At 55.7% G+C, this 17,506-nt stretch carries 18 protein-coding genes; 9 read left to right on the forward strand and 9 right to left on the reverse strand.

Features of this window, described 5'->3' with window-relative positions:
• Nucleotides 1–161: 161 nt before the first annotated feature.
• Entirely contained in the window at nt 162–923 is a 762-nt protein-coding gene (locus HBA55_RS10800) for an enoyl-CoA hydratase/isomerase family protein (RefSeq protein WP_166990330.1), read from the forward strand.
• Nucleotides 924–931: 8 nt separating this feature from the next.
• Here HBA55_RS10800 and HBA55_RS10805 read toward each other — a convergent pair whose 3' ends face one another.
• The 6 genes from HBA55_RS10805 to rsmI all read right to left on the reverse strand — a co-directional run bounded on the left by HBA55_RS10805 (nt 932) and on the right by rsmI (nt 6,403).
• Nucleotides 932–1,960, reverse strand: a complete 1,029-nt coding sequence (locus tag HBA55_RS10805) for an AraC family transcriptional regulator (protein WP_166990332.1) — start codon at nt 1,958–1,960, stop codon at nt 932–934.
• 76 nt (nt 1,961–2,036) lie between these two features.
• Nucleotides 2,037–3,188: an acyl-CoA dehydrogenase family protein gene (locus HBA55_RS10810; protein ID WP_166990335.1), complete on the reverse strand. Its 1,152-nt coding sequence runs from the start codon at nt 3,186–3,188 to the stop codon at nt 2,037–2,039.
• 24 nt (nt 3,189–3,212) lie between these two features.
• A complete protein-coding gene (locus HBA55_RS10815) occupies nt 3,213–3,632 on the reverse strand; it encodes a MaoC family dehydratase (RefSeq protein WP_166990338.1) in 420 nt (139 codons plus the stop codon).
• Between the two features lie 18 nt (nt 3,633–3,650).
• Nucleotides 3,651–4,091 carry a MaoC family dehydratase N-terminal domain-containing protein gene (locus HBA55_RS10820; RefSeq protein ID WP_166990340.1) on the reverse strand — a complete coding sequence of 147 codons (441 nt, stop codon included), beginning with the start codon at nt 4,089–4,091 and terminating at the stop codon, nt 3,651–3,653.
• Nucleotides 4,092–4,206: 115 nt separating this feature from the next.
• Nucleotides 4,207–5,379, reverse strand: coding sequence for a lipid-transfer protein (locus HBA55_RS10825; RefSeq protein ID WP_166990343.1), 1,173 nt, complete (start codon nt 5,377–5,379; stop codon nt 4,207–4,209).
• Between the two features lie 154 nt (nt 5,380–5,533).
• Entirely contained in the window at nt 5,534–6,403 is an 870-nt protein-coding gene (rsmI, locus tag HBA55_RS10830; RefSeq protein ID WP_166990345.1) for a 16S rRNA (cytidine(1402)-2'-O)-methyltransferase, read from the reverse strand.
• A 48-nt stretch (nt 6,404–6,451) separates the two neighbouring features.
• On the opposite strand from rsmI, the gene HBA55_RS10835 reads away from it, so the two are divergent.
• The 4 genes from HBA55_RS10835 (at nt 6,452) to HBA55_RS10850 (ending at nt 10,003) form a co-directional block, all read left to right on the forward strand.
• Nucleotides 6,452–8,341 carry a penicillin-binding protein activator gene (locus HBA55_RS10835; protein ID WP_166990349.1) on the forward strand — a complete coding sequence of 630 codons (1,890 nt, stop codon included), beginning with the start codon at nt 6,452–6,454 and terminating at the stop codon, nt 8,339–8,341.
• The gene (locus HBA55_RS10840) at nt 8,341–8,718 is read left to right on the forward strand and encodes a YraN family protein (protein WP_166990352.1); all 378 of its coding nucleotides are present in this window, start codon (nt 8,341–8,343) and stop codon (nt 8,716–8,718) included. The genes HBA55_RS10835 and HBA55_RS10840 overlap by 1 nt, the downstream gene beginning before the upstream one ends.
• Nucleotides 8,719–8,843: 125 nt before the next feature.
• Nucleotides 8,844–9,431, forward strand: a complete 588-nt coding sequence (locus tag HBA55_RS10845; protein WP_166990994.1) for an SIS domain-containing protein — start codon at nt 8,844–8,846, stop codon at nt 9,429–9,431.
• Nucleotides 9,428–10,003 carry a BON domain-containing protein gene (locus HBA55_RS10850; RefSeq protein WP_166990356.1) on the forward strand — a complete coding sequence of 192 codons (576 nt, stop codon included), beginning with the start codon at nt 9,428–9,430 and terminating at the stop codon, nt 10,001–10,003. Before HBA55_RS10845 ends, HBA55_RS10850 begins: the two co-directional genes overlap by 4 nt.
• Before the next feature lie 38 nt (nt 10,004–10,041).
• Here the strand turns inward: HBA55_RS10850 and HBA55_RS10855 are convergent, their stop codons facing one another.
• Nucleotides 10,042–12,144, reverse strand: coding sequence for a DUF748 domain-containing protein (locus HBA55_RS10855; RefSeq protein WP_166990359.1), 2,103 nt, complete (start codon nt 12,142–12,144; stop codon nt 10,042–10,044).
• 132 nt (nt 12,145–12,276) lie between these two features.
• Here HBA55_RS10855 and HBA55_RS10860 point away from each other — a divergent pair, with 132 nt between their 5' ends.
• Nucleotides 12,277–13,929, forward strand: a complete 1,653-nt coding sequence (locus tag HBA55_RS10860; protein WP_166990363.1) for an acetolactate synthase large subunit — start codon at nt 12,277–12,279, stop codon at nt 13,927–13,929.
• A 21-nt stretch (nt 13,930–13,950) separates the two neighbouring features.
• On the opposite strand, the gene HBA55_RS10865 is transcribed toward HBA55_RS10860, so the two are convergent.
• Entirely contained in the window at nt 13,951–14,385 is a 435-nt protein-coding gene (locus tag HBA55_RS10865) for an Lrp/AsnC family transcriptional regulator (RefSeq protein WP_166990366.1), read from the reverse strand.
• Between the two features lie 111 nt (nt 14,386–14,496).
• On the opposite strand from HBA55_RS10865, the gene HBA55_RS10870 reads away from it, so the two are divergent.
• Nucleotides 14,497–15,636 (forward strand): type III PLP-dependent enzyme, encoded by a 1,140-nt coding sequence (locus HBA55_RS10870; RefSeq protein WP_166990369.1) that lies wholly within the window; start codon nt 14,497–14,499, stop codon nt 15,634–15,636.
• A 186-nt stretch (nt 15,637–15,822) separates the two neighbouring features.
• Complete coding sequence (locus HBA55_RS10875) at nt 15,823–16,311, forward strand: aminoacyl-tRNA deacylase (RefSeq protein WP_166990372.1); 489 nt, start codon at nt 15,823–15,825, stop codon at nt 16,309–16,311.
• 67 nt (nt 16,312–16,378) lie between these two features.
• Here HBA55_RS10875 and HBA55_RS10880 read toward each other — a convergent pair whose 3' ends face one another.
• Nucleotides 16,379–16,795 carry a biopolymer transporter ExbD gene (locus tag HBA55_RS10880; RefSeq protein ID WP_166990375.1) on the reverse strand — a complete coding sequence of 139 codons (417 nt, stop codon included), beginning with the start codon at nt 16,793–16,795 and terminating at the stop codon, nt 16,379–16,381.
• A 266-nt stretch (nt 16,796–17,061) separates the two neighbouring features.
• On the opposite strand from HBA55_RS10880, the gene HBA55_RS10885 reads away from it, so the two are divergent.
• Complete coding sequence (locus HBA55_RS10885) at nt 17,062–17,412, forward strand: HopJ type III effector protein (protein ID WP_166990378.1); 351 nt, start codon at nt 17,062–17,064, stop codon at nt 17,410–17,412.
• The last annotated feature ends 94 nt before the right edge of the window (nt 17,413–17,506 follow it).

Raw genomic sequence — 17,506 nt, forward strand, 5'->3', positions numbered from 1 at the left:
GGCGGATTACGCCGCTTCGCGACTAATCCGCCCTACGAAATCGGTGCAACCACCTTAATTAAGTGCCATCCGAGTCTGATCCCGGCTCTGCCGCAACAACCATCGAAATGCCCCTCTCCTCTGCTATAATCCGCCTCCGATACAACCCCTCGGAGCCCAAAATGCCAGACACCAGCGTTCTACTTACCACCGAAGGCACCATCGCCACCCTCACCCTTAACATCCCCGAACGCCACAACTCCCTGGCCGGCCCGCAAATCGACCTGATCAGACAATACCTCGACCAAATCGAAGCCAACCCCGAACTCAGAGTCCTGATCGTCACCGGCGCCGGCGAAAAAACCTTCTGCTCCGGCGCCGCCCTCGACGAACTCGGCTCTGGCTCCATCAGCGGCGAACTCTTCGCCGACATGACCGACCACCTGGCCGCACTGCCCATCCCCACCATCTGCGCCTTCAACGGCAGCGCCTACGGTGGCGGCTCCGAAATCGGTCTCGCCTGCGACTTTCGCATCGGCATCAATGGCATGCGCCTGTTTGTACCACCCGCACGTATTGGACTTTGCTATCCGGTAAATGGCATCCAGCGATTCGTCACCACCCTCGGCATCAACACCGCCAAACGCCTGCTTATCGCCAGCGAAGAATTCGACGCCCAAGAACTCAAAAACGTCGGCTACCTGACCCACCTGGTTGAGCGAGACCAACTCCAAGACACCGTTCGCCACCTGGCCGAACGCATCGCCGGCTACGCCCCACTGGCCGTCAAAGCCATGAAAAATATCTGCAACCACAGTGCCCTCGGCGACCTCAACCTCGACGCCGCCAACGCCATCGCTCAACACTGCAACAACTCAGAAGATTTGAAAGAAGGATTTCGCTCCGTCAGCGAAAAGCGCAAACCGGTTTTTCACGGACGCTAGCAAGTCTCTCAGGTATCAGAACGAGCTCGATACTGGGCCGGGCTGACACCGGTCCACTGCTTAAACGCCCGGGTAAAAGACGCGGGTTCGACAAAACCCACCAACTGACCGATATCGGCTACCGGCAGATCCTCATTGATCAGCTTATCCACGGCGATATCCCGCCGCAGCAAATCCTTGATTGCCTGATAACTCGTATTTTCAGCCTGCAGCTTGCGACGCAACGTCTGAGGGCTCACACATAACTCCGAAGCCACAGTAACAAAATCCGGGAAGCCCCGCCCCTCCTTCTGCTGCTTCAGCGCCATACCCTTGATACGGGTGGTATAACTGTTATCGGTACCGGACATCACCATCAACTGCGCAGGCGCCGACTCCAACAGCACCTTCATTTCCTCAGAAGAGCGCACCAGCGGACTGGACAAATGTTTAAGATCAAACGCAAACCCGCAGCGCTGTTGATCGAAATGATGTTCACAATTAAACAGATCCCGATAATGCTGATAGTGGGAGGGTTTGCTATAAGCAAAAAAACACTGGGTCGGGTGTATTCTTGTACCCGTAATCCAACAGAAAAGCCGATGCGACGCCACCAGCAGAAACTCTATGAGAAAGTGATCCGGATCGTTACGGGCGTCTACCAAATCACAATACCAGCGAACCTCTGAATCCGTGATTTCGTATTCCATCCGCACGTCGTCGCGTGTGGAGCGATAAAAGCGCTGATACTCCTTCAGTAATGCACGAAGCGTATCAAAATGAAGAACATAACGAACCATTAAGGCGAACAGACCCGGCTTGCAGCGCTCCGCGCCCATGCCAAGAAATTCGTCATCCATCAAATGCCAACAGCGCTTGACCAAGCCTACGTATTGGGCAGGCTCGAGTACCCCATCGGTGGCCACAACCACTTGCAGTGGCAGCTTGGCCTCGCGGCATACCTGCTCAAAATCATGCCCGGCATCGGCCAACACCTGCCTGAACACACGCGCATAATGGCTGGGAATGGTAATGCGTTGATCGAAATTGAGTTCCATACCGGGATTCCCAAGGGCCATACAATTGCAAAATTCACATTATTGTAAGCCCTGACAGGAAAAACAACAGTGGAACCTAGGCACTCAACACGGAGCGCGAAATCAGCTCCTTCATAATCTCCGAGGTGCCACCGTAGATACGTTGGATACGCGCATCCACAAACGCCCGCGACACCCCGTATTCGCGCATGTAGCCATAACCGCCATGTAACTGCAGACAACCGTCAGCAACACGATTCTGCATTTCTGTGGTCGACAGTTTGGCCATACTGACCGTTGCCACATCGAGAGTGCCTTCGATAAAGCTGCGTTTGCATTCTTCCGTAAACGCCTTGTTCACCCGCACATCCGTGGCCATCTCTGCCATCTTGAACTTGGTATTCTGAAGCTGGGCGATAGGCGCACCAAATGCCTGACGCTCGTTCACATAGGCAACCGTCTCATCCAGAATCCCTTCAGCCGCTGCGACTGCCGAAATCGCCAACGACAACCGCTCACGCTGCAGCTCACCCATCAACACCGCAAAACCGGCATCCAACTGCCCCAGAATAGCGGAAGCGGGAACCCTGACGTCCTCAAAAAACAACTCAGAAGTGTCACTGGCGTGAAGCCCGATCTTCTCCAGATTGCGGCCACGACTGAAACCAGGAGTGTCGGAATCCACCAGAAACAGTGTGGTTCCCTTGGCACCGGGCACATCCAAATTGGTTTTGGCCACGACAACGACGACATCACCGTGCTGACCGTTGGTGATAAAGGTCTTGCTACCGTTAATAATGTAATCATCACCATCACGCTTGGCCGTAGTGCGAATACCCTGCAAATCGCTGCCGGCACCTGGCTCCGTCATGGCCACAGCGCCGATACATTCACCACTGACCATCCTGGGCAGATATTTCTGTTTTTGCTCCTCGGTTCCGTTATTGAGGATATAGTGAGCCACGATATCTGAGTGGACAATCATGGGGCCGCCCAGGGCACCGCAGTTGGAACGACAGAACTCTTCCGCGACCACCATGGAAAACTCATAGTTGCTGCCATAGCCACCGTACTCCTCAGGAACATCCACCGCCAAAAAGCCCTGTTCACCCAGCTGATTCCAGACCTCTCTGGGAAAGATCTCAGCTTTTTCCCAGCCTTCGTAGTGGGGTAATATCTTGTCCTGGATATATCGTTTGACATTATCGCGAAACAGTTGCAGTTCCGATCGGTCGGCAAATTGAGACATGGTGATTCCTCCCATCAGATTCGCTTAGGCGTTCACTGCAACCAGTGCTTCACCCACCAGAGTGATTTCACCGGTAGCCTTGACGGCTTGAATTTCGCAGCGCGCCAGGGTTTCACCCTCTTGCTCCAGCAACTCAACCACCTTGCCACTGCAGGTAATCGCATCCTGCAGGTTAGTAATGGCCGCGAAGCGGTTACTGAACTTGCGCAGTTTTGACTGGGGCTGCCAACGGGTCAGCATACGACCGAGGTAGGCCATCGATAACATGCCGTGGGCAAAGACATCATCCATACCTGCCTGTTTGGCAAAATCGATATCGATATGGATGGGGTTGTGATCGCCGGAGGCGCCGGCAAACAGGGCCAGCGTTGTCCGGGTAATCGGGGGTAATTCCAGGGCCGGGATCTCGGTACCGACTTTCACTTCGGTGTTAATCTCTGACATAAATCTTCTCCCGACAACTCAGTTGCGATAAACGATGCTCTGCGTGGAACGAACCACGAGTTCACCGTCCTGATTGGTAAAGGTGACTTCCATTACGACGAATTCCAGAGCTCCGCCCTTTTTGTCAAACATGTCTTTGATGGAAGCCTGACAAGTAATGGTGTCGCCGGCACAGATCTGGCCAAAGTACTCAAAAGTCTGATCACCGTGCAGAATGCGACCGATATCCATGTCCAGTAACTGCAGGAATGGCAGAAACTCGGGCGCCTCCAGATCAATGGAAAATGGATAAGATGGCGGCGCCGGAATATTGCGGTAACCGGCATCGCGAGCCGCAGATTCTTCGAAGTAAATGGGGTCCGTTTCGCCGATGGCCTTGGCGAAAAAGCGCAGCTTGCCTTTTTCTACCTCTACCGTATGAGGTTCAAAGGTATGGCCGATAAAACTGCGATCAAGCATGATGTGGTTCTCCTGGCAATTATTCAGAGCGCAGAAAGCCCCGCGCTTGTCCGACAAGGACAACCGTTGCTGAAAAGCGGGGGCAGATTTCTGTTTACGTAGTGCGGGTTGGCCTTTAGGAAGCCTTGTACATGGTCACCACAGCGGCGCCACCCAGACCCAGATTATGCTGCAGTGCAATGCGGGCGCCTTCCACCTGGCGTTGTTCCGCCGTGCCGCGCAATTGATTGACCAGCTCATAACACTGAGCCAGACCGGTTGCCCCCAGGGGGTGTCCCTTGGACATCAGGCCACCGGACGGATTCACCACAAACTTGCCGCCATAGGTGTTGTCGCCATCGGCGACAAAGCGAGTGGCCTCACCTTCACCACAAAGACCCAGTCCTTCGTAGGTGATGACCTCGTTGGTGGTAAAACAGTCGTGCAACTCCACCACCTGCACATCCTCGGGGCCGATACCGGCTTCGTCATAGACCTTGCGGGCCGCACGGTGAGTCATATCCGCACCGACAAGCTTGATGGGGTCCACCCAACTGTCTGGGGTATCGGTGGTCATCGCCTGACCCACAATCTCCACCCCGTTGCTGATACCGTGTTTTTTGGCAAAAGCGTCACTGACAACAACCGCAGCACCGGCACCACACGTAGGAGGGCAGCACATAAAGCGGGTCAGGTAATCCATAAATACCACTGGCGCGTCCAGGACTTCCTGCTCAGTCAGGGGGGTATTCAGCAGCGAATAAGGGTTGTTGAGCGCGTGATTGCGGGTTTTGACGGAGACCTTGGCGAACAGGTCAGAGGTGGCTCCGTACTTTTCCATATAGTAGTGACCGGCTGCACCAAAACAACGCAGGGCCAGCGGCGCCTGAGGATAATCCTTTTCATCCAGGATATTCATAAAACGATCGAAAGGCCCTTCACGATCGTCCCAGTGGGAACCCAGTGCGCCGGGCTGCATTTCTTCAAAACCAAACGCCAACGCACACTCGACCGACCCGCTGGCCACCGCCTGGCGGGCCAGAAACAGCGCCGTGGAACCGGTGGAACAGTTGTTATTGACATTCACCACCGGAATGCCGGTCTGGAAGGCATCATACAGGGCATGTTGGCCACAGGTGGAATCACCGTAGACGTAGCCGGCAAACGCCTGCTCGATGTCCGAGGGCTGGATGCCCGCCTCTTTCACCGCGCCTAGAATGGCCTTGGAAGCCATGACGCGATAGGGTTCGGACTGGCCTGGCTTGGCAAATTTGACCATGTCCACGCCGGCGACGATTGCTTTTGACATTGAAGTTCTCCCTGGGCACTGAGGTTTTGGACGATACTGTCTATTAGGCGAGTACTGTGTTTTAAAACCAGTACTATGTCCTAAAACCAGTACTATGCGCGTCCCGGTGCCTGATCGGAATGATCAGATGCCACAAGCGAATTGTCGAAAAGAATCAGCCCCTATGTTCCTGTTGCTCTAGGGCCCACTGGTAGAGCGCCTTCTTCTTCAACCCGGTGATCTCGGCCCCGATCTGACTGGCCTGCTTTACAGAGAGTGATTCCAACAAGATAGTCATAATGCGTGCCGCTTCGGCATCCAGTGTTTGTTCTGCGGCCTTATCCTGCCCGCGCACCATCACCACCATCTCGCCCTTGCGCTGGTTGGGATCGGCCGCCACAAAAGCCTGCAGTTCCTCAAGAGTACCACCGCGGATGGTCTCAAAGGTCTTGCTGATCTCCCGCGCCAGCACCGCCTCTCGGGAAGCCCCAAAGGTGGCACCCATATCCTTGAGGCAATCCTCAATACGATGAGGCGCCTCGTAGAAAATCAGTGTTCGGCTCTCTGCAGCCAATGGTTGCAGTCGATTGAGGCGCTGGCCGGTCTTGGGGGGCAGAAAACCCTCAAAGGAAAACCGGTCAGAGGGCAGACCAGAAGCACTGAGCGCAGCAATCAGTGCACAGGCGCCCGGTATTGGTATGACCCTTATCCCCGCCTGTCGGGCGCTGCGCACCAAGCGGTAGCCGGGATCAGAGACCAGAGGTGTGCCTGCGTCCGAAATCAGCGCCAGGTTCTGGCCCTGTTGCAATCGCTCCACTAAAGACTGCACCTGGCGCTCATCGGAATGATCGTGGTAGGCCACCAGGGGCGTACGAATCTGGAAATGGTCCATCAAACGACTACTGTGGCGGGTATCTTCGGCGGCAATCAGGTCTACCGTTTGTAGAACCTCAACCGCTCGCGGTACCATATCGCCCAGATTGCCGATGGGGGTGGCAACCACGTAGAGTGCGGGTTCGTTCCCCGGAGTGGATGGCTGTGTCATAACAGAAATTCAGTCTTGGCTAATGTAATTGATTTTGGACACCGCGCTATGGACATCCGCTTACAGATACGACATTGGCGACGGCTGGGGCTGACCGCTCTGGCATTGGCCTTGTTCGGCTGCGGTGGCAGCACGCCCGTCGTAAAGGGCCCAATAACACCGGAACCCCAGCCCCAACAGGAGCAGGTGGACATTAATGGCCTGCTTAATCGCGCACAGCTGGCCCGTTCACCGGTGCGCGAACAGCTGCTGCTGGAAGCCGCCAGCCACCTGCATCAGCGCCAGGAAAGCCACTGGGCTCGCAATCTACTGTCATCCGTTGATCCGGCGCTGCTGGACGACTCACGCTTTGTCCACTACACCTTGCTGTTCAGTGATATCGCTTTGGGCGACGACGCCTACTTCCTGGCCCAGCGCATTCTAACCAACCCGCGCCTGGATCAACAGTGGCAACTGCTGACAGAGCAGCAGCAAATCACGCTGCGACAGCGTCGCGCCGACCTGTTTATGTTACTGGGTGAAACCAACGCCAGCATCAAGGAGCGCCTGGCGCTGCAGCCGCTGCTGGATGAAACCACACTGGGGCTGTCCAACCAGGATGTGCTGTGGCGGACACTGATGACCATGCCCCTGCCCGAGCTCCAGTACCGCGCTGAGCGCAGCAAGCATGCAGAGCTCAAGGGCTGGTACCAGCTGGCACTGATCAGCAAGAATAATCAGTCCAACCTGGAAAAACAGCAGACTCAGGTAAATCTGTGGCGCCAGCGCTGGCCCGAGCACCCCGCCAGTCAGCGCCTGCCTAAAGATCTGCAACTGCTGCAACAACTGATCGATGAACGACCACAGCAGGTCGCTTTATTGCTGCCGCAGCAAGGGCGCCTGAGCAAAGCGGGCAAGGCCGTCAGGGACGGTTTTGTCGCCGCCTATTACCAGGCACTGAAAAAGCAGAGCAGCGTGCCAGAGCTGAAATTCTACGACAGCGCCTCCGGCGATATTCGCCAGACCTATCAACAGGCTGTGGCAGACGGAGCCGACATGATTATCGGCCCCCTGGACAAGGACCGGGTCACGCAGCTGAGCCAGCTCGACGAGCTTGCGGTACCGACTCTGGCCGTCAACTACGCCAATGCCCAGGCCGGGAGCGGACAACAATTAGCGAAGGAACCGCCGCGACAACTGTTTCAATTTGGCCTGTCCGCCGAAGATGAAGCACGCCAGATTGCCCGTCGCGCCTGGGTGGAAGGCCATCGCTACGCCATGATTCTGACCACCGCCGCCGGCTGGGGAGTTCGCAGCGCCGAGGCATTCCGCGAGGCCTGGGAGGCCCAGGGAGGCACAATCCTGCGCGAAGACCAGTTCACCGGGCAGGGGGATTTTTCCAAGGTGATCAAATCTGCCATGCATATTGATCAGAGCCAGAAACGGGCTCGGGATCTGCGGGCCATCCTCAATAAACCCATGGAATTCGAACCCCGTCGCCGCCAGGACGCGGACATGATCTTTCTGGTGGCCAGACCCAATGAGGCGCGCCAGATCAAGCCGACTCTGGATTTCCACTACGCCAGCAAACTGCCGGTTTATGCCACCAGCCATATTTACGGCGGCACTTCTGATCAAAAGATAGACCGTGATCTCAATAATATCCGCTTCTCCACGCTGCCCTGGTTCTTTGACCGGGACAGCGCTGAAAAACGCAGTATCAATGCAGCAGCCAATCCGGCGCCATCGTACCAGCGCCTGTATGCGCTTGGAGTGGACAGCTTTCAGCTCTATCCCCGCCTCAAACAACTGCAACAATCAGCCGAGACCCGTCTCTATGGCGTAACAGGTTCACTGAGCATGACCATGGACAGGCGCATAGAACGGCAGCAAATCTGGGCTCAGATGCGAAACGGCCGCGCCAGCGCCATGCCAATGGTCGTCAGTAGCCGCCCGTGATGGATCAGCAATCCCTACCGGCTCACCTGTTGGCGGGCCAGGAAAAAGAACGAACTGCGGAACAGTTCCTGCTTGCACGCGGTCTTAAACTGCAACAACGCAACTTTCGCAGCAAAGTGGGGGAAATCGACCTGATCATGATGGATAACGACACCCTGGTGTTTGTAGAAGTGCGCTACCGCAGCAACCCGAACTTCGGCCACCCCGCCGAAACTGTGGACTATCGCAAACAGCGCAAGTTGATCCGTTGTGCTCAATTCTACTTGCAGCAACAATACGGGGATCATCCGCCTCCCTGCCGGTTCGATGTCATGGCCGCCAGCGAAGAACAAGGTGAATCCCGATTTGAGTGGATCAAGGATGCCATTGGCGCTTAACATTGATGCCTGAAGCGCCTGCGGCCACCAAAGCAAACATAACCCGAATTTACTGAGTCTCAGACATGTACGAGCACTCCTCTATGGAACCCATACCTCCCCATTCACAAGACCCCCATGAGACCATGGAACAGCACATTATTACCCTGTTTCATGAGAGCATTGAGGCCAAGATGCAGGCCGGCGAATACCTGGCACCACTGTTGTGCGAGGCCAGCGAAATTATCGTCCACTGCCTGCTCAATGAAGGCAAAATCCTGACTGCGGGCAATGGCATCTCCGCCGCCAACGCTCAGGTGATGAGCGCCAACCTCTGCAATCGCTTTGAACGTGAGCGCCCCAGCTTGCCGGCACTGACTCTGGGAACAGACTTCACGACTCAAACTTCCATCGCCAACGATTACAGCTTTAATGAGATCTTTGCCAAGCAGGTTCGAGCCCTGGGACAACCTGGGGACTGCCTGCTGTTGCTGACCACCAGCGGCAATCCCAGCAACTTGGTGCAGGCGGTGGCTGCCGCCCACGAGCGGGAGATGAACGTGATCGCCTTTTCCGGCCGCGATGGCGGTAATGTCGCCTCTGTATTGGATATGAACGACCTGGAATTGCGGGTACCGGTCTCTTCCCGCACCCGCATTTACGAAATTCACCTGTTAAGCCTGTTTTGTCTTTGCGACCTGATCGACCAACAACTGTTTGGAGTTGAAGAATGATGACTCTTGCCAAACGTGGCTTCGCCGCACTCGCGATTCTGGCCCTGGCCGGCTGCACCAGCCTGATCGACGCCACCACCGACAAACCCATCGATATCAATCCGGGCAAACGCACCCTGGGTACCATAATCGATGACCAGCAGCTGCAAACTGTGGCGGAGGTCAATATCGGTAAAGCCGATCCTTCGCTGGATAGTGCCAACATCAGTGCGGTGGCCTTTAATGGCATCGTCCTGATCACCGGTCAAGTGGCGGACAACCGCCTGCGCGAACTTGCCGGCGCAACGGTGACCAGAATCCACGGTGTGCGCCAGGTGTTTAATGAAATTCAGGTACAGGGCAAGACGTCCTTTTTGTCACGTACCAACGACTCCTGGCTGACCACTAAAGTCAAATCCTCTCTGCTCGGCAATAAAGATATCGATAGCAGTCGCATCAAAGTGGTCACGGAAGACGGGGTGGTATACCTGCTCGGCTTATTGTCTCAGATGGAAGCCTCACGCGCCGCAGAGCATGTCAGCACCATCGGTGGGGTACAGAAGGTGGTCAAAGCCGTCGAGTACATTGATTAAGACTTTATCCGGCGGCCACTAGTTTCGGATTCACGACACTAAAGACTGATCGCTACATTGGGCTTGGCGCTGCTGTTTAGTGCCAACTGCGGCTGGCACAGAATCAACTGACCCGCCCCTGCACCGGCATCCAGCAGCGAACGCTGGATTGACACGCTGCGCTGTCTACCCAGTTCCAGCAGCTGTTGATGCTGCTGCTCTGTCAATTTCCAGTCTTTTTCAGGCGCAGATGCCAAACCACTGACCGACAGCGCATCCGCTGCGGTGAGCTCTGGACAAAAGCTCAGACTGATCTGAGGCTTGGCCGCCAAGAGACTGGCCAGCTGCGACAGGCGTTCGTTGTGGCTGCCATCGGAGCGGGTTGAACCGGCCTGAAAATACAGGGGGTCGAACCGCAACTTGGTAGCCGACTTCACCACGGCTCCGGCGATATCCACCAGTCCATAGGGCGTGTAGTAATTGATTACCGCGGTGGTCAGGGCCTTGCGAGCCACCGTGGCGTAAAGGTCCCGCAGGGAAAAGTCTGGAGCATCCACATTCCCTTTTATAGGCAACTCCAATTCGATATTGTCATCGCTGTCGCGCAGCAGGTTCAACGCCAAGCCAACAGGAATATCTTCAGCAGCGGATTCCTCTTGCGGTTGTTTCGCCTCGTTCACAACCGGCTTTTCGGGCGGCGCCTGCAGGTAAAATTTGCTCAGCTTGATGTTGGTTTTGACATCCAAAATATTGTCGGCAACCGCGATTTTGCTATGTGAAGCGACCTGACCTCGCTCAATCTGGAAGCCACTTGCCTGTTCCACATAGGGCGAAAAGGGCAACACATCCAAGGCTTCGAGTCCTCCTTCCAGTACCAGATTGAGCTGTTGCTTGAATGGCCACAGCTCTCCCTGCAAGAAGAAGCGTCCCGCTTCATTGATTTGCGTGTCCAGGCTCACCGGCGTCGGCATCTCAGCCTGCTCCGAATCCAGAGAACCCACCTGTATGGCAATATTGCCAAGACGCTGCTGTTGCGCAGGCTCCAATCCCTCGTCCAGCCACACCACTTCAGAAGCACCGCCGATTTGTGCAGATTGCAGCTGCAACCTCAAGGTGCCGGGCTCTTTATCCCCATCCCCAGCCTCCGTTTTCTCGGCAGCGGTCGTGTTCGATTGAGTATTGTCCTGCCACAGTGCCAATTGTTGCTGCAATCCTTCAATCGCCTTCAGCGCGGGTAAGGCCTCACTACTATCCCGATGACCGGCTAGCTGCAGCCGCTGCAGTGTCAGGTTGCCCAATGTCAGGCTTTGCCCCATATTCATGGCAGCGCGATCCAGACTGATCGACTGCAGCTGCCCGGCAAAAGGAAATTGCGCCGATAAGTACGCCGTCTCGCTGCGCTCAAGCAGACCGAACCCTGTCAGACCAAAGCTTTGCAACTCCAGTCTGTCTGGTCCCATCTGCAGATCTTTAAACTGCAACTCCTTGAACTTAAGCAGCCCCTGATCCTGCAATTTATCTGTGACTTCCCAGCCGGAAAGTGCAACGCCGGGGATTTTTAACTGCAGGGGCGACAGCCCCAGCACCTGCAATCCTTGTTCAAGCTTCAAACCTTCAAAGCCTGCACACAAATGGCTGCGGTCTTTACCACTCTCATTGACTAACGCACAGAGGGCCCAGTGTTCCAGCTCCAGATTTCGGATCTCCACACGCCATTCGGCCAACGCATTGGAGTCCTCTTGAGGTTGAGGCGGGGTAGTGGAATCGGCTTGCGCTTGGGGATCAATGCCACCAATTCGTAAACGGCCATCGTGGCGTTGCACATCCAGGTACAGTCCCTTGACACTGAGGCTCTCAATGATCAACTGGCGTTTCCATAGAGGCGCTATGGCTATATTGACTTTGAGTTCGTCCAGATCCAGTTTGCGCCCCTGCCCATCTCGGGTACTGAGCCCGCCGAGGGTAAAGACACCGGCACCGGGCGAGAGGGAAACATGCTCCAATTGCGCCGCAATACCCTGAGATCGAAACCAGTCCAGCAGCAGAAATCGACCCGCGAGCGGAGCCAGCGACAACGCCAGCAGAAACACCAGCACCAGACACAGCACTGCCCAACCCTGATATTTGAGAAACCGCTTCAGACGCTGAGAGCGAATCGCCATATTGACCTCTTCCTTGCCTATACCTCTGGCGTGTCACTTTAGGTGATTCCCGTCGATGCGTCCATTTATGAACTAAGCTGAAAGCCACAAACCAACAAACCCTGTTCCCCCACCTGCAAATGAGGCAGCGCGATGAAAGCATCAGACCTGATGGTGAAATGCCTGGAAGAAGAAGGCATCGAATATATCTTTGGTGTTCCCGGTGAGGAAAACGCTGACTTTATGATGTCGCTGGAGCAGTCAGAGTCGATTCGTTTTGTATTGACACGGCATGAACAGGGTGCGGCGTTTATGGCTGAGATCTACGGCCGCCTGACCGGCAACCCCGCCGGCTGCCTTGGCACCCTCGGTCCCGGTGCCACCAATTTGATTACCGGCGTGGCGGACTCCAATATGGACCGCGCGCCCATGCTCGTCCTGACCGGGCAGGGGGCATCCACCCGACTGCACAAGGAATCCCACCAGGTGATGGATGTCGTGGATATGTTTAAGCCGGTGACGAAATGGGCAACCACCGTCTGGCACCCGGAAAACATTCCCGAGATTGTGCGCAAGGCCGTGCGCCTGGCGCGTACCGAAAAGCCGGGCGCCGTGCATATCGAACTGCCGGAGGATATCGCCAAACTGCCCTGTGACAAATCACCTTTGCCGGTCCGCAAGTTCCGTCGTGCAGTGCCGGCCGACAAAATTATGGACATGGCCTTCGAACGGATTGGCGCAGCCAAACGTCCACTGATCATCGCCGGCAACGGCTGTATACGCCGCCGGGCCAGCAAACAATTGCGCATCCTCTGTGAAAAAACCGGTATCGGCGTTATCAGCACCTTTATGGCCAAGGGCTGCGTGGACATGGACGCCCCCTATTGCCTCTACACCATTGGCCTGGGCGCCAAAGACATTCCCGCCTGTGCGGTGGATGCCGCCGACCTGATCATCACCCTGGGCTACGACATGGTGGAATACCATCCCAAGCTCTGGAACGAAGGCCGCTCCAAAGACGTTCTGCACATCGACTTCCTGCCGGCGGAGATCGACGAACACTACCACCCCGAGATCGAAGTGGTGGGCGATCTGGCCCATTCACTGTGGATGCTGAACGAGCGGATAGATGCCAGCGATGGGCTCAAGTTCGATCTGGAACAGCAAGCTGCGGTCAGACGGGATATGACCGAAGAATTAGAGAGACACGCCAAGGACGATACCGAAAGCAGTATTCGTCCCCAGAAGGTGCTCTGGGACGCGCGCCAATTGATGGCACCTGAAGACATCCTGTTGTCGGATGTGGGCGCCCACAAAATGTGGATCGCGCGCCACTATCAATGCCACGAGCCCAACACCTGCCTGATTCCCAACGGCTTTTGTTCGATGGGATTCGCCCTGCCCGGCGCTATCGCCGCCAGTCTGGTTTACCCGGACAGGCGTATTCTGGGCATCTGTGGCGACGGGGGTTTTCTGATGAATATGCAGGAAATGGAAACCGCACGCCGGCTTAACTGCAAACTGACCATAATGGTGTGGGAAGACGGTGGATACGGATTGATCGGCTGGAAGCAAAACAACGAATTTGGCCGACAGACCGACCTGGCTTTTGGCAACCCCGATTGGGTCGCCCTGGCTCAGGCTTTTGGCTGGCACGGACACAAGATCGACAGCGCCAAAGAGCTCAGCCCGGCGTTGCGACAAGCCTTGGATGAAGACGGCCCGAGCCTGTTGGTGCTGCCGATAGATTACCGCGAAAATCTGGAGCTTACGCGCCGCCTGGGTGAAATGACCTGCCCAATTTGAAGGGCGGTTTTTTGCTGAATATCAGCGGGAGAACTTCTGCGACAGCAACACTGAACTGTGGCCACGATTGACCCCTTTAATCTGGGTAATACGATCCATCGCCTGGTCCAGTTCGCGGGTGCTGTTGGCCCGCAACTCGGCAACCAGATCATATTCCCCACTGATGGAATGGAGCGTTCGAATCTCGTCGATCTTCTCCAATGCCCTTACTACCGGTCCAATCATCTTCTGATCGGTGGCGATCAGCATATGTGCACCGATCTGCCGCTCGGTGTAATCCCCGTGTAACCGCACGGTATAACCCTGAATCACCTTTTGCTGCTCCAGCCGCTGCATATGACTCTGCACCGTCAAACGGCTGGCCCCCAGGGCTCTGGCCAGATCGGCAACACTGACACGGGCATCTTCTGTCAGCAACCGCAGCAGCTTTTGATCGAATTCGCTGAGATTCTGCATAATTGATCACTTTCTATAATTGATTTGCCATTTTATATAATTATGACATCAACTTTATAAAGTATGAATATACCAAGTGTATAGCCAACCTCCTAACCTATCGGCAATAACATGAACTTCCAAGAGACCATTGTCGTGAATATGCCCGCCAAATCCCCAGAGAACCTGCAACCCGTCCAGCACCAAGATTACTGCGGACCCGAACTGCACATCAGCACCGACAGTCTGACTCATCAGGTACAAGCTTTTCGCAAGGCGCTGCCCGGCATTCGCCCCCACTTTGCCGTCAAAGCCAATCCGGCCCCCGAGCTGTTGGCTCACCTGGACGCCCAAGGTGTGGATTTTGAAATCGCCTCGGAAGGTGAACTGGCACTGATGCAACAACTGGGCATCTGCGGCAAACGCATCATCTTCAGTAACCCCATCAAAACGCCCCGCAGCATCCAACAGGCCGTTAGTTACGGAATCGAGTGGTACGCCTTCGATTGCCTGGAAGAACTGCAGAGCCTCCAACAGCATGCCCCCGAAGGCCGCTTTGAACTGCGCATCAGCACTGATGGCAAAGGTGCCGTCTGGCCCCTGAGCCACAAATTTGGCGCCGGCCCTGACGACGCCGAAGCCATCCTGAAATACGCCGCTGAAAACGGACTGCAAGTCCAGGGCGTCACCTTCCATGTGGGGTCACAGTGCCTCGACCCGCAGGCGTGGGTGCGCGCCATCGAGCGCAGCCGGGAACTGCTGTCAAGAATGCAAGAACTCGGACTCAAACCCGCTCTACTGAACCTGGGAGGTGGATTCCCGTGCCAAACCTCCGCCCACGTGCCCTCCATCAACGCCATCGGCACCGCCATCCTGTCAGCCCTGGAAACATTGCCCCAAGGCCTGGAAATCGTGGCCGAACCAGGTCGTTTCCTGGTGGCTCCCGCCGGCACCATTCGCTGCCAGATCATCAATACCACTCTGCGGCAGGGACGCCCCTGGGCTTTCCTGGATTGCGGTTACTATAATGGTCTGATCGAAATGACCACCGACTTCGGCTTTACCCCTCGGAGCTCCAGGTGCGGCGATCTTTGCGACTGGGTCATCGCAGGGCCAACCTGTGACTCCATCGACCACTTCAGTCCCAATTACCAACTGCCTGCTGACAGCCGTGCTGGCGACCTGATCGAAATCCCCAATATGGGCGCCTACAGTAACGCCTGCGCCGTCAGTTTTAACGGCTTTCCCGGTCCGAGGCTGATTTTCGACTGATCGACACAACAGCCGCCCCCTCGACTGCGCGAATTTCCAGAATTGTGCTTATACTTATTCGTGAGAGTACCATTCAAGCGTCGTCAAAGTCGGCGCCAGCTCTTTGGTGGGGGCTCTTCCAATAGGCTGATCCCACCAGAGCGACAGCGTGGCCGCGACGATTGCATACTGCACTGGAGGTAGGTTATGGGCGTTGCGATCACGCTGGAGAATTATCTCAACACCAAAGCGGTTGACTACGATATTCTCGAACACAAATACAGTGAAGGCTCTTACAACACCGCGCTCTGCGCCCGCGTCCCGGCTGAACGGCTGGTCAAGGGGGTTGTGTTTCGTGATGAAGACCTGCACTACACCATGGCGGTACTGCCCGCCAGTCACCGGGTGCTGAGACACACCCTAAACCAAATCATGGACCGCCGACTCGAACTCGCCGATGAAGAAGAACTGGAAGACATCTTCTTTGACTGTGAGCGAGGCGCCATACCCTGCCTGGGCCAGGCCTACGGCATCAATGTCATCTGGGACGACGGTCTCGCACAAGGCAACGAAGTCTGGCTGGAAGCCGGAGATCACGAACACCTGATTCACTTCCGGGGTTCGGACTTCAAGCGCCTGATGCAAGACTTTATGCACGAACGTATCAGCTGCGATCGCAATACGGCCGCCCGCTGACCAACCTCAAGATAAAAAAAAGCCACCGAAAGGTGGCTTTTTTATCGCATCCGGGCTACGTCTGAAATCAGGACTCAGGCGGCACCAGGGATACGTTATAGACGTTCGCTTCACGAGCGGCATCGGCAATGGCAACAAACACCTTCGAGGTGGAGTTGGCATCGGCCTTGACAACCACAGGCGCCTTGGGGTTCTCGGCGTGCAGACGCTCAATATTCGCCCGTACCGCGCGCACATCCACGCGACGCTCTTCCATCCAGATCTCATCGTTAGCGGTCACTGTGACCAGGATAGCCGCATTATCTTCCGAGGGAGGTGGTGGGTTTTCCTGACTCTCAGGAATGTTCACATCGATACTGGATTCCTTAACAAAGGACGCCGTCACGATAAAGAAAATCAACATGATGAACACCACGTCCAGCATCGGCGTCAGGTCGATATCGCTGCTATCCTCTTCGGCTCCGCGGCCCTTTCTACGTCTCACTATCTAACTACCTCTTTTCAGCACGGCCATCACACCTGGCCTGTCCCTTCGTTATTAACTCGCACAACAGGCGGCCCCTCTGTTGGAGACCTGACTGAAGCACAGTGGTTGAGATTGCCTCATCACTCAGGGTCGCCATCTTAACAGCTAATTCCTCAAGAAACTAACCTTCAGACAACCTCTACACACTTTGTTAAGCTTGCCGCCAAAATCCCCGGTGGCGGTAGCATTCGCCACCACAAACTGTAACCCAAGGTAACAAATCCATGAAAATTGACGACTTTTTGGCCACATTACGAAACACACCCGAGAGCGTCCAGTTCGAAGACACCATGGCCGTCATCGCCGCCAACTACCAATTCACCCCCACCGCCTTTAGCAACGGCGACCTGCAAAATGCCCCCGATCAGAACCAGGGCTCCTGCAAACTGCTGGCCTTCGCCAAACTCCAACAACTGAGCCCCGAGGCTACGCTGGCCTGTTTCGGCAAATACTACCGCGAAGACGTGCTCCAGAACCCCGAAGGCAACGACCACCAGAATATTCGCAACTTTATGACCACCGGCTGGGAAGGAGTCTCGTTCGAGGGCGAGCCGTTGGCGGCCAACCAGACATAATGTATTCAATAGATTGCCCGATATCAGCCTTCGACGGAACGTCGGATTACGGCTTCGCCTAATCCAACCTACATCGATGAAGTCGTTACAAACA

Source organism: Pseudomaricurvus alkylphenolicus (assembly GCF_011683955.1).
Taxonomy (GTDB): domain Bacteria; phylum Pseudomonadota; class Gammaproteobacteria; order Pseudomonadales; family Cellvibrionaceae; genus Pseudomaricurvus; species Pseudomaricurvus alkylphenolicus.

Excerpts from the sequence above, each read along its gene's own strand:
- HBA55_RS10825 (WP_166990343.1), bottom strand. The coding sequence starts at position 5,379 with ATGTCAAAAGCAATCGTCGCCGGCGTGGACATGGTCAAATTTGCCAAG.
- HBA55_RS10855 (WP_166990359.1), bottom strand. The coding sequence starts at position 12,144 with ATGGCGATTCGCTCTCAGCGTCTGAAGCGGTTTCTCAAATATCAGGGT.
- HBA55_RS10875 (WP_166990372.1), top strand. The coding sequence starts at position 15,823 with ATGGGCGTTGCGATCACGCTGGAGAATTATCTCAACACCAAAGCGGTT.
- HBA55_RS10835 (WP_166990349.1), top strand. The coding sequence starts at position 6,452 with ATGGACATCCGCTTACAGATACGACATTGGCGACGGCTGGGGCTGACC.
- HBA55_RS10840 (WP_166990352.1), top strand. The coding sequence starts at position 8,341 with ATGGATCAGCAATCCCTACCGGCTCACCTGTTGGCGGGCCAGGAAAAA.
- HBA55_RS10815 (WP_166990338.1), bottom strand. The coding sequence starts at position 3,632 with ATGTCAGAGATTAACACCGAAGTGAAAGTCGGTACCGAGATCCCGGCC.
- HBA55_RS10805 (WP_166990332.1), bottom strand. The coding sequence starts at position 1,960 with ATGGAACTCAATTTCGATCAACGCATTACCATTCCCAGCCATTATGCG.
- HBA55_RS10800 (WP_166990330.1), top strand. The coding sequence starts at position 162 with ATGCCAGACACCAGCGTTCTACTTACCACCGAAGGCACCATCGCCACC.
- HBA55_RS10885 (WP_166990378.1), top strand. The coding sequence starts at position 17,062 with ATGAAAATTGACGACTTTTTGGCCACATTACGAAACACACCCGAGAGC.
- HBA55_RS10865 (WP_166990366.1), bottom strand. The coding sequence starts at position 14,385 with ATGCAGAATCTCAGCGAATTCGATCAAAAGCTGCTGCGGTTGCTGACA.
- HBA55_RS10850 (WP_166990356.1), top strand. The coding sequence starts at position 9,428 with ATGATGACTCTTGCCAAACGTGGCTTCGCCGCACTCGCGATTCTGGCC.
- HBA55_RS10810 (WP_166990335.1), bottom strand. The coding sequence starts at position 3,188 with ATGTCTCAATTTGCCGACCGATCGGAACTGCAACTGTTTCGCGATAAT.
- HBA55_RS10845 (WP_166990994.1), top strand. The coding sequence starts at position 8,844 with ATGGAACAGCACATTATTACCCTGTTTCATGAGAGCATTGAGGCCAAG.
- HBA55_RS10860 (WP_166990363.1), top strand. The coding sequence starts at position 12,277 with ATGAAAGCATCAGACCTGATGGTGAAATGCCTGGAAGAAGAAGGCATC.
- HBA55_RS10870 (WP_166990369.1), top strand. The coding sequence starts at position 14,497 with ATGAACTTCCAAGAGACCATTGTCGTGAATATGCCCGCCAAATCCCCA.
- HBA55_RS10820 (WP_166990340.1), bottom strand. The coding sequence starts at position 4,091 with ATGCTTGATCGCAGTTTTATCGGCCATACCTTTGAACCTCATACGGTA.
- rsmI (WP_166990345.1), bottom strand. The coding sequence starts at position 6,403 with ATGACACAGCCATCCACTCCGGGGAACGAACCCGCACTCTACGTGGTT.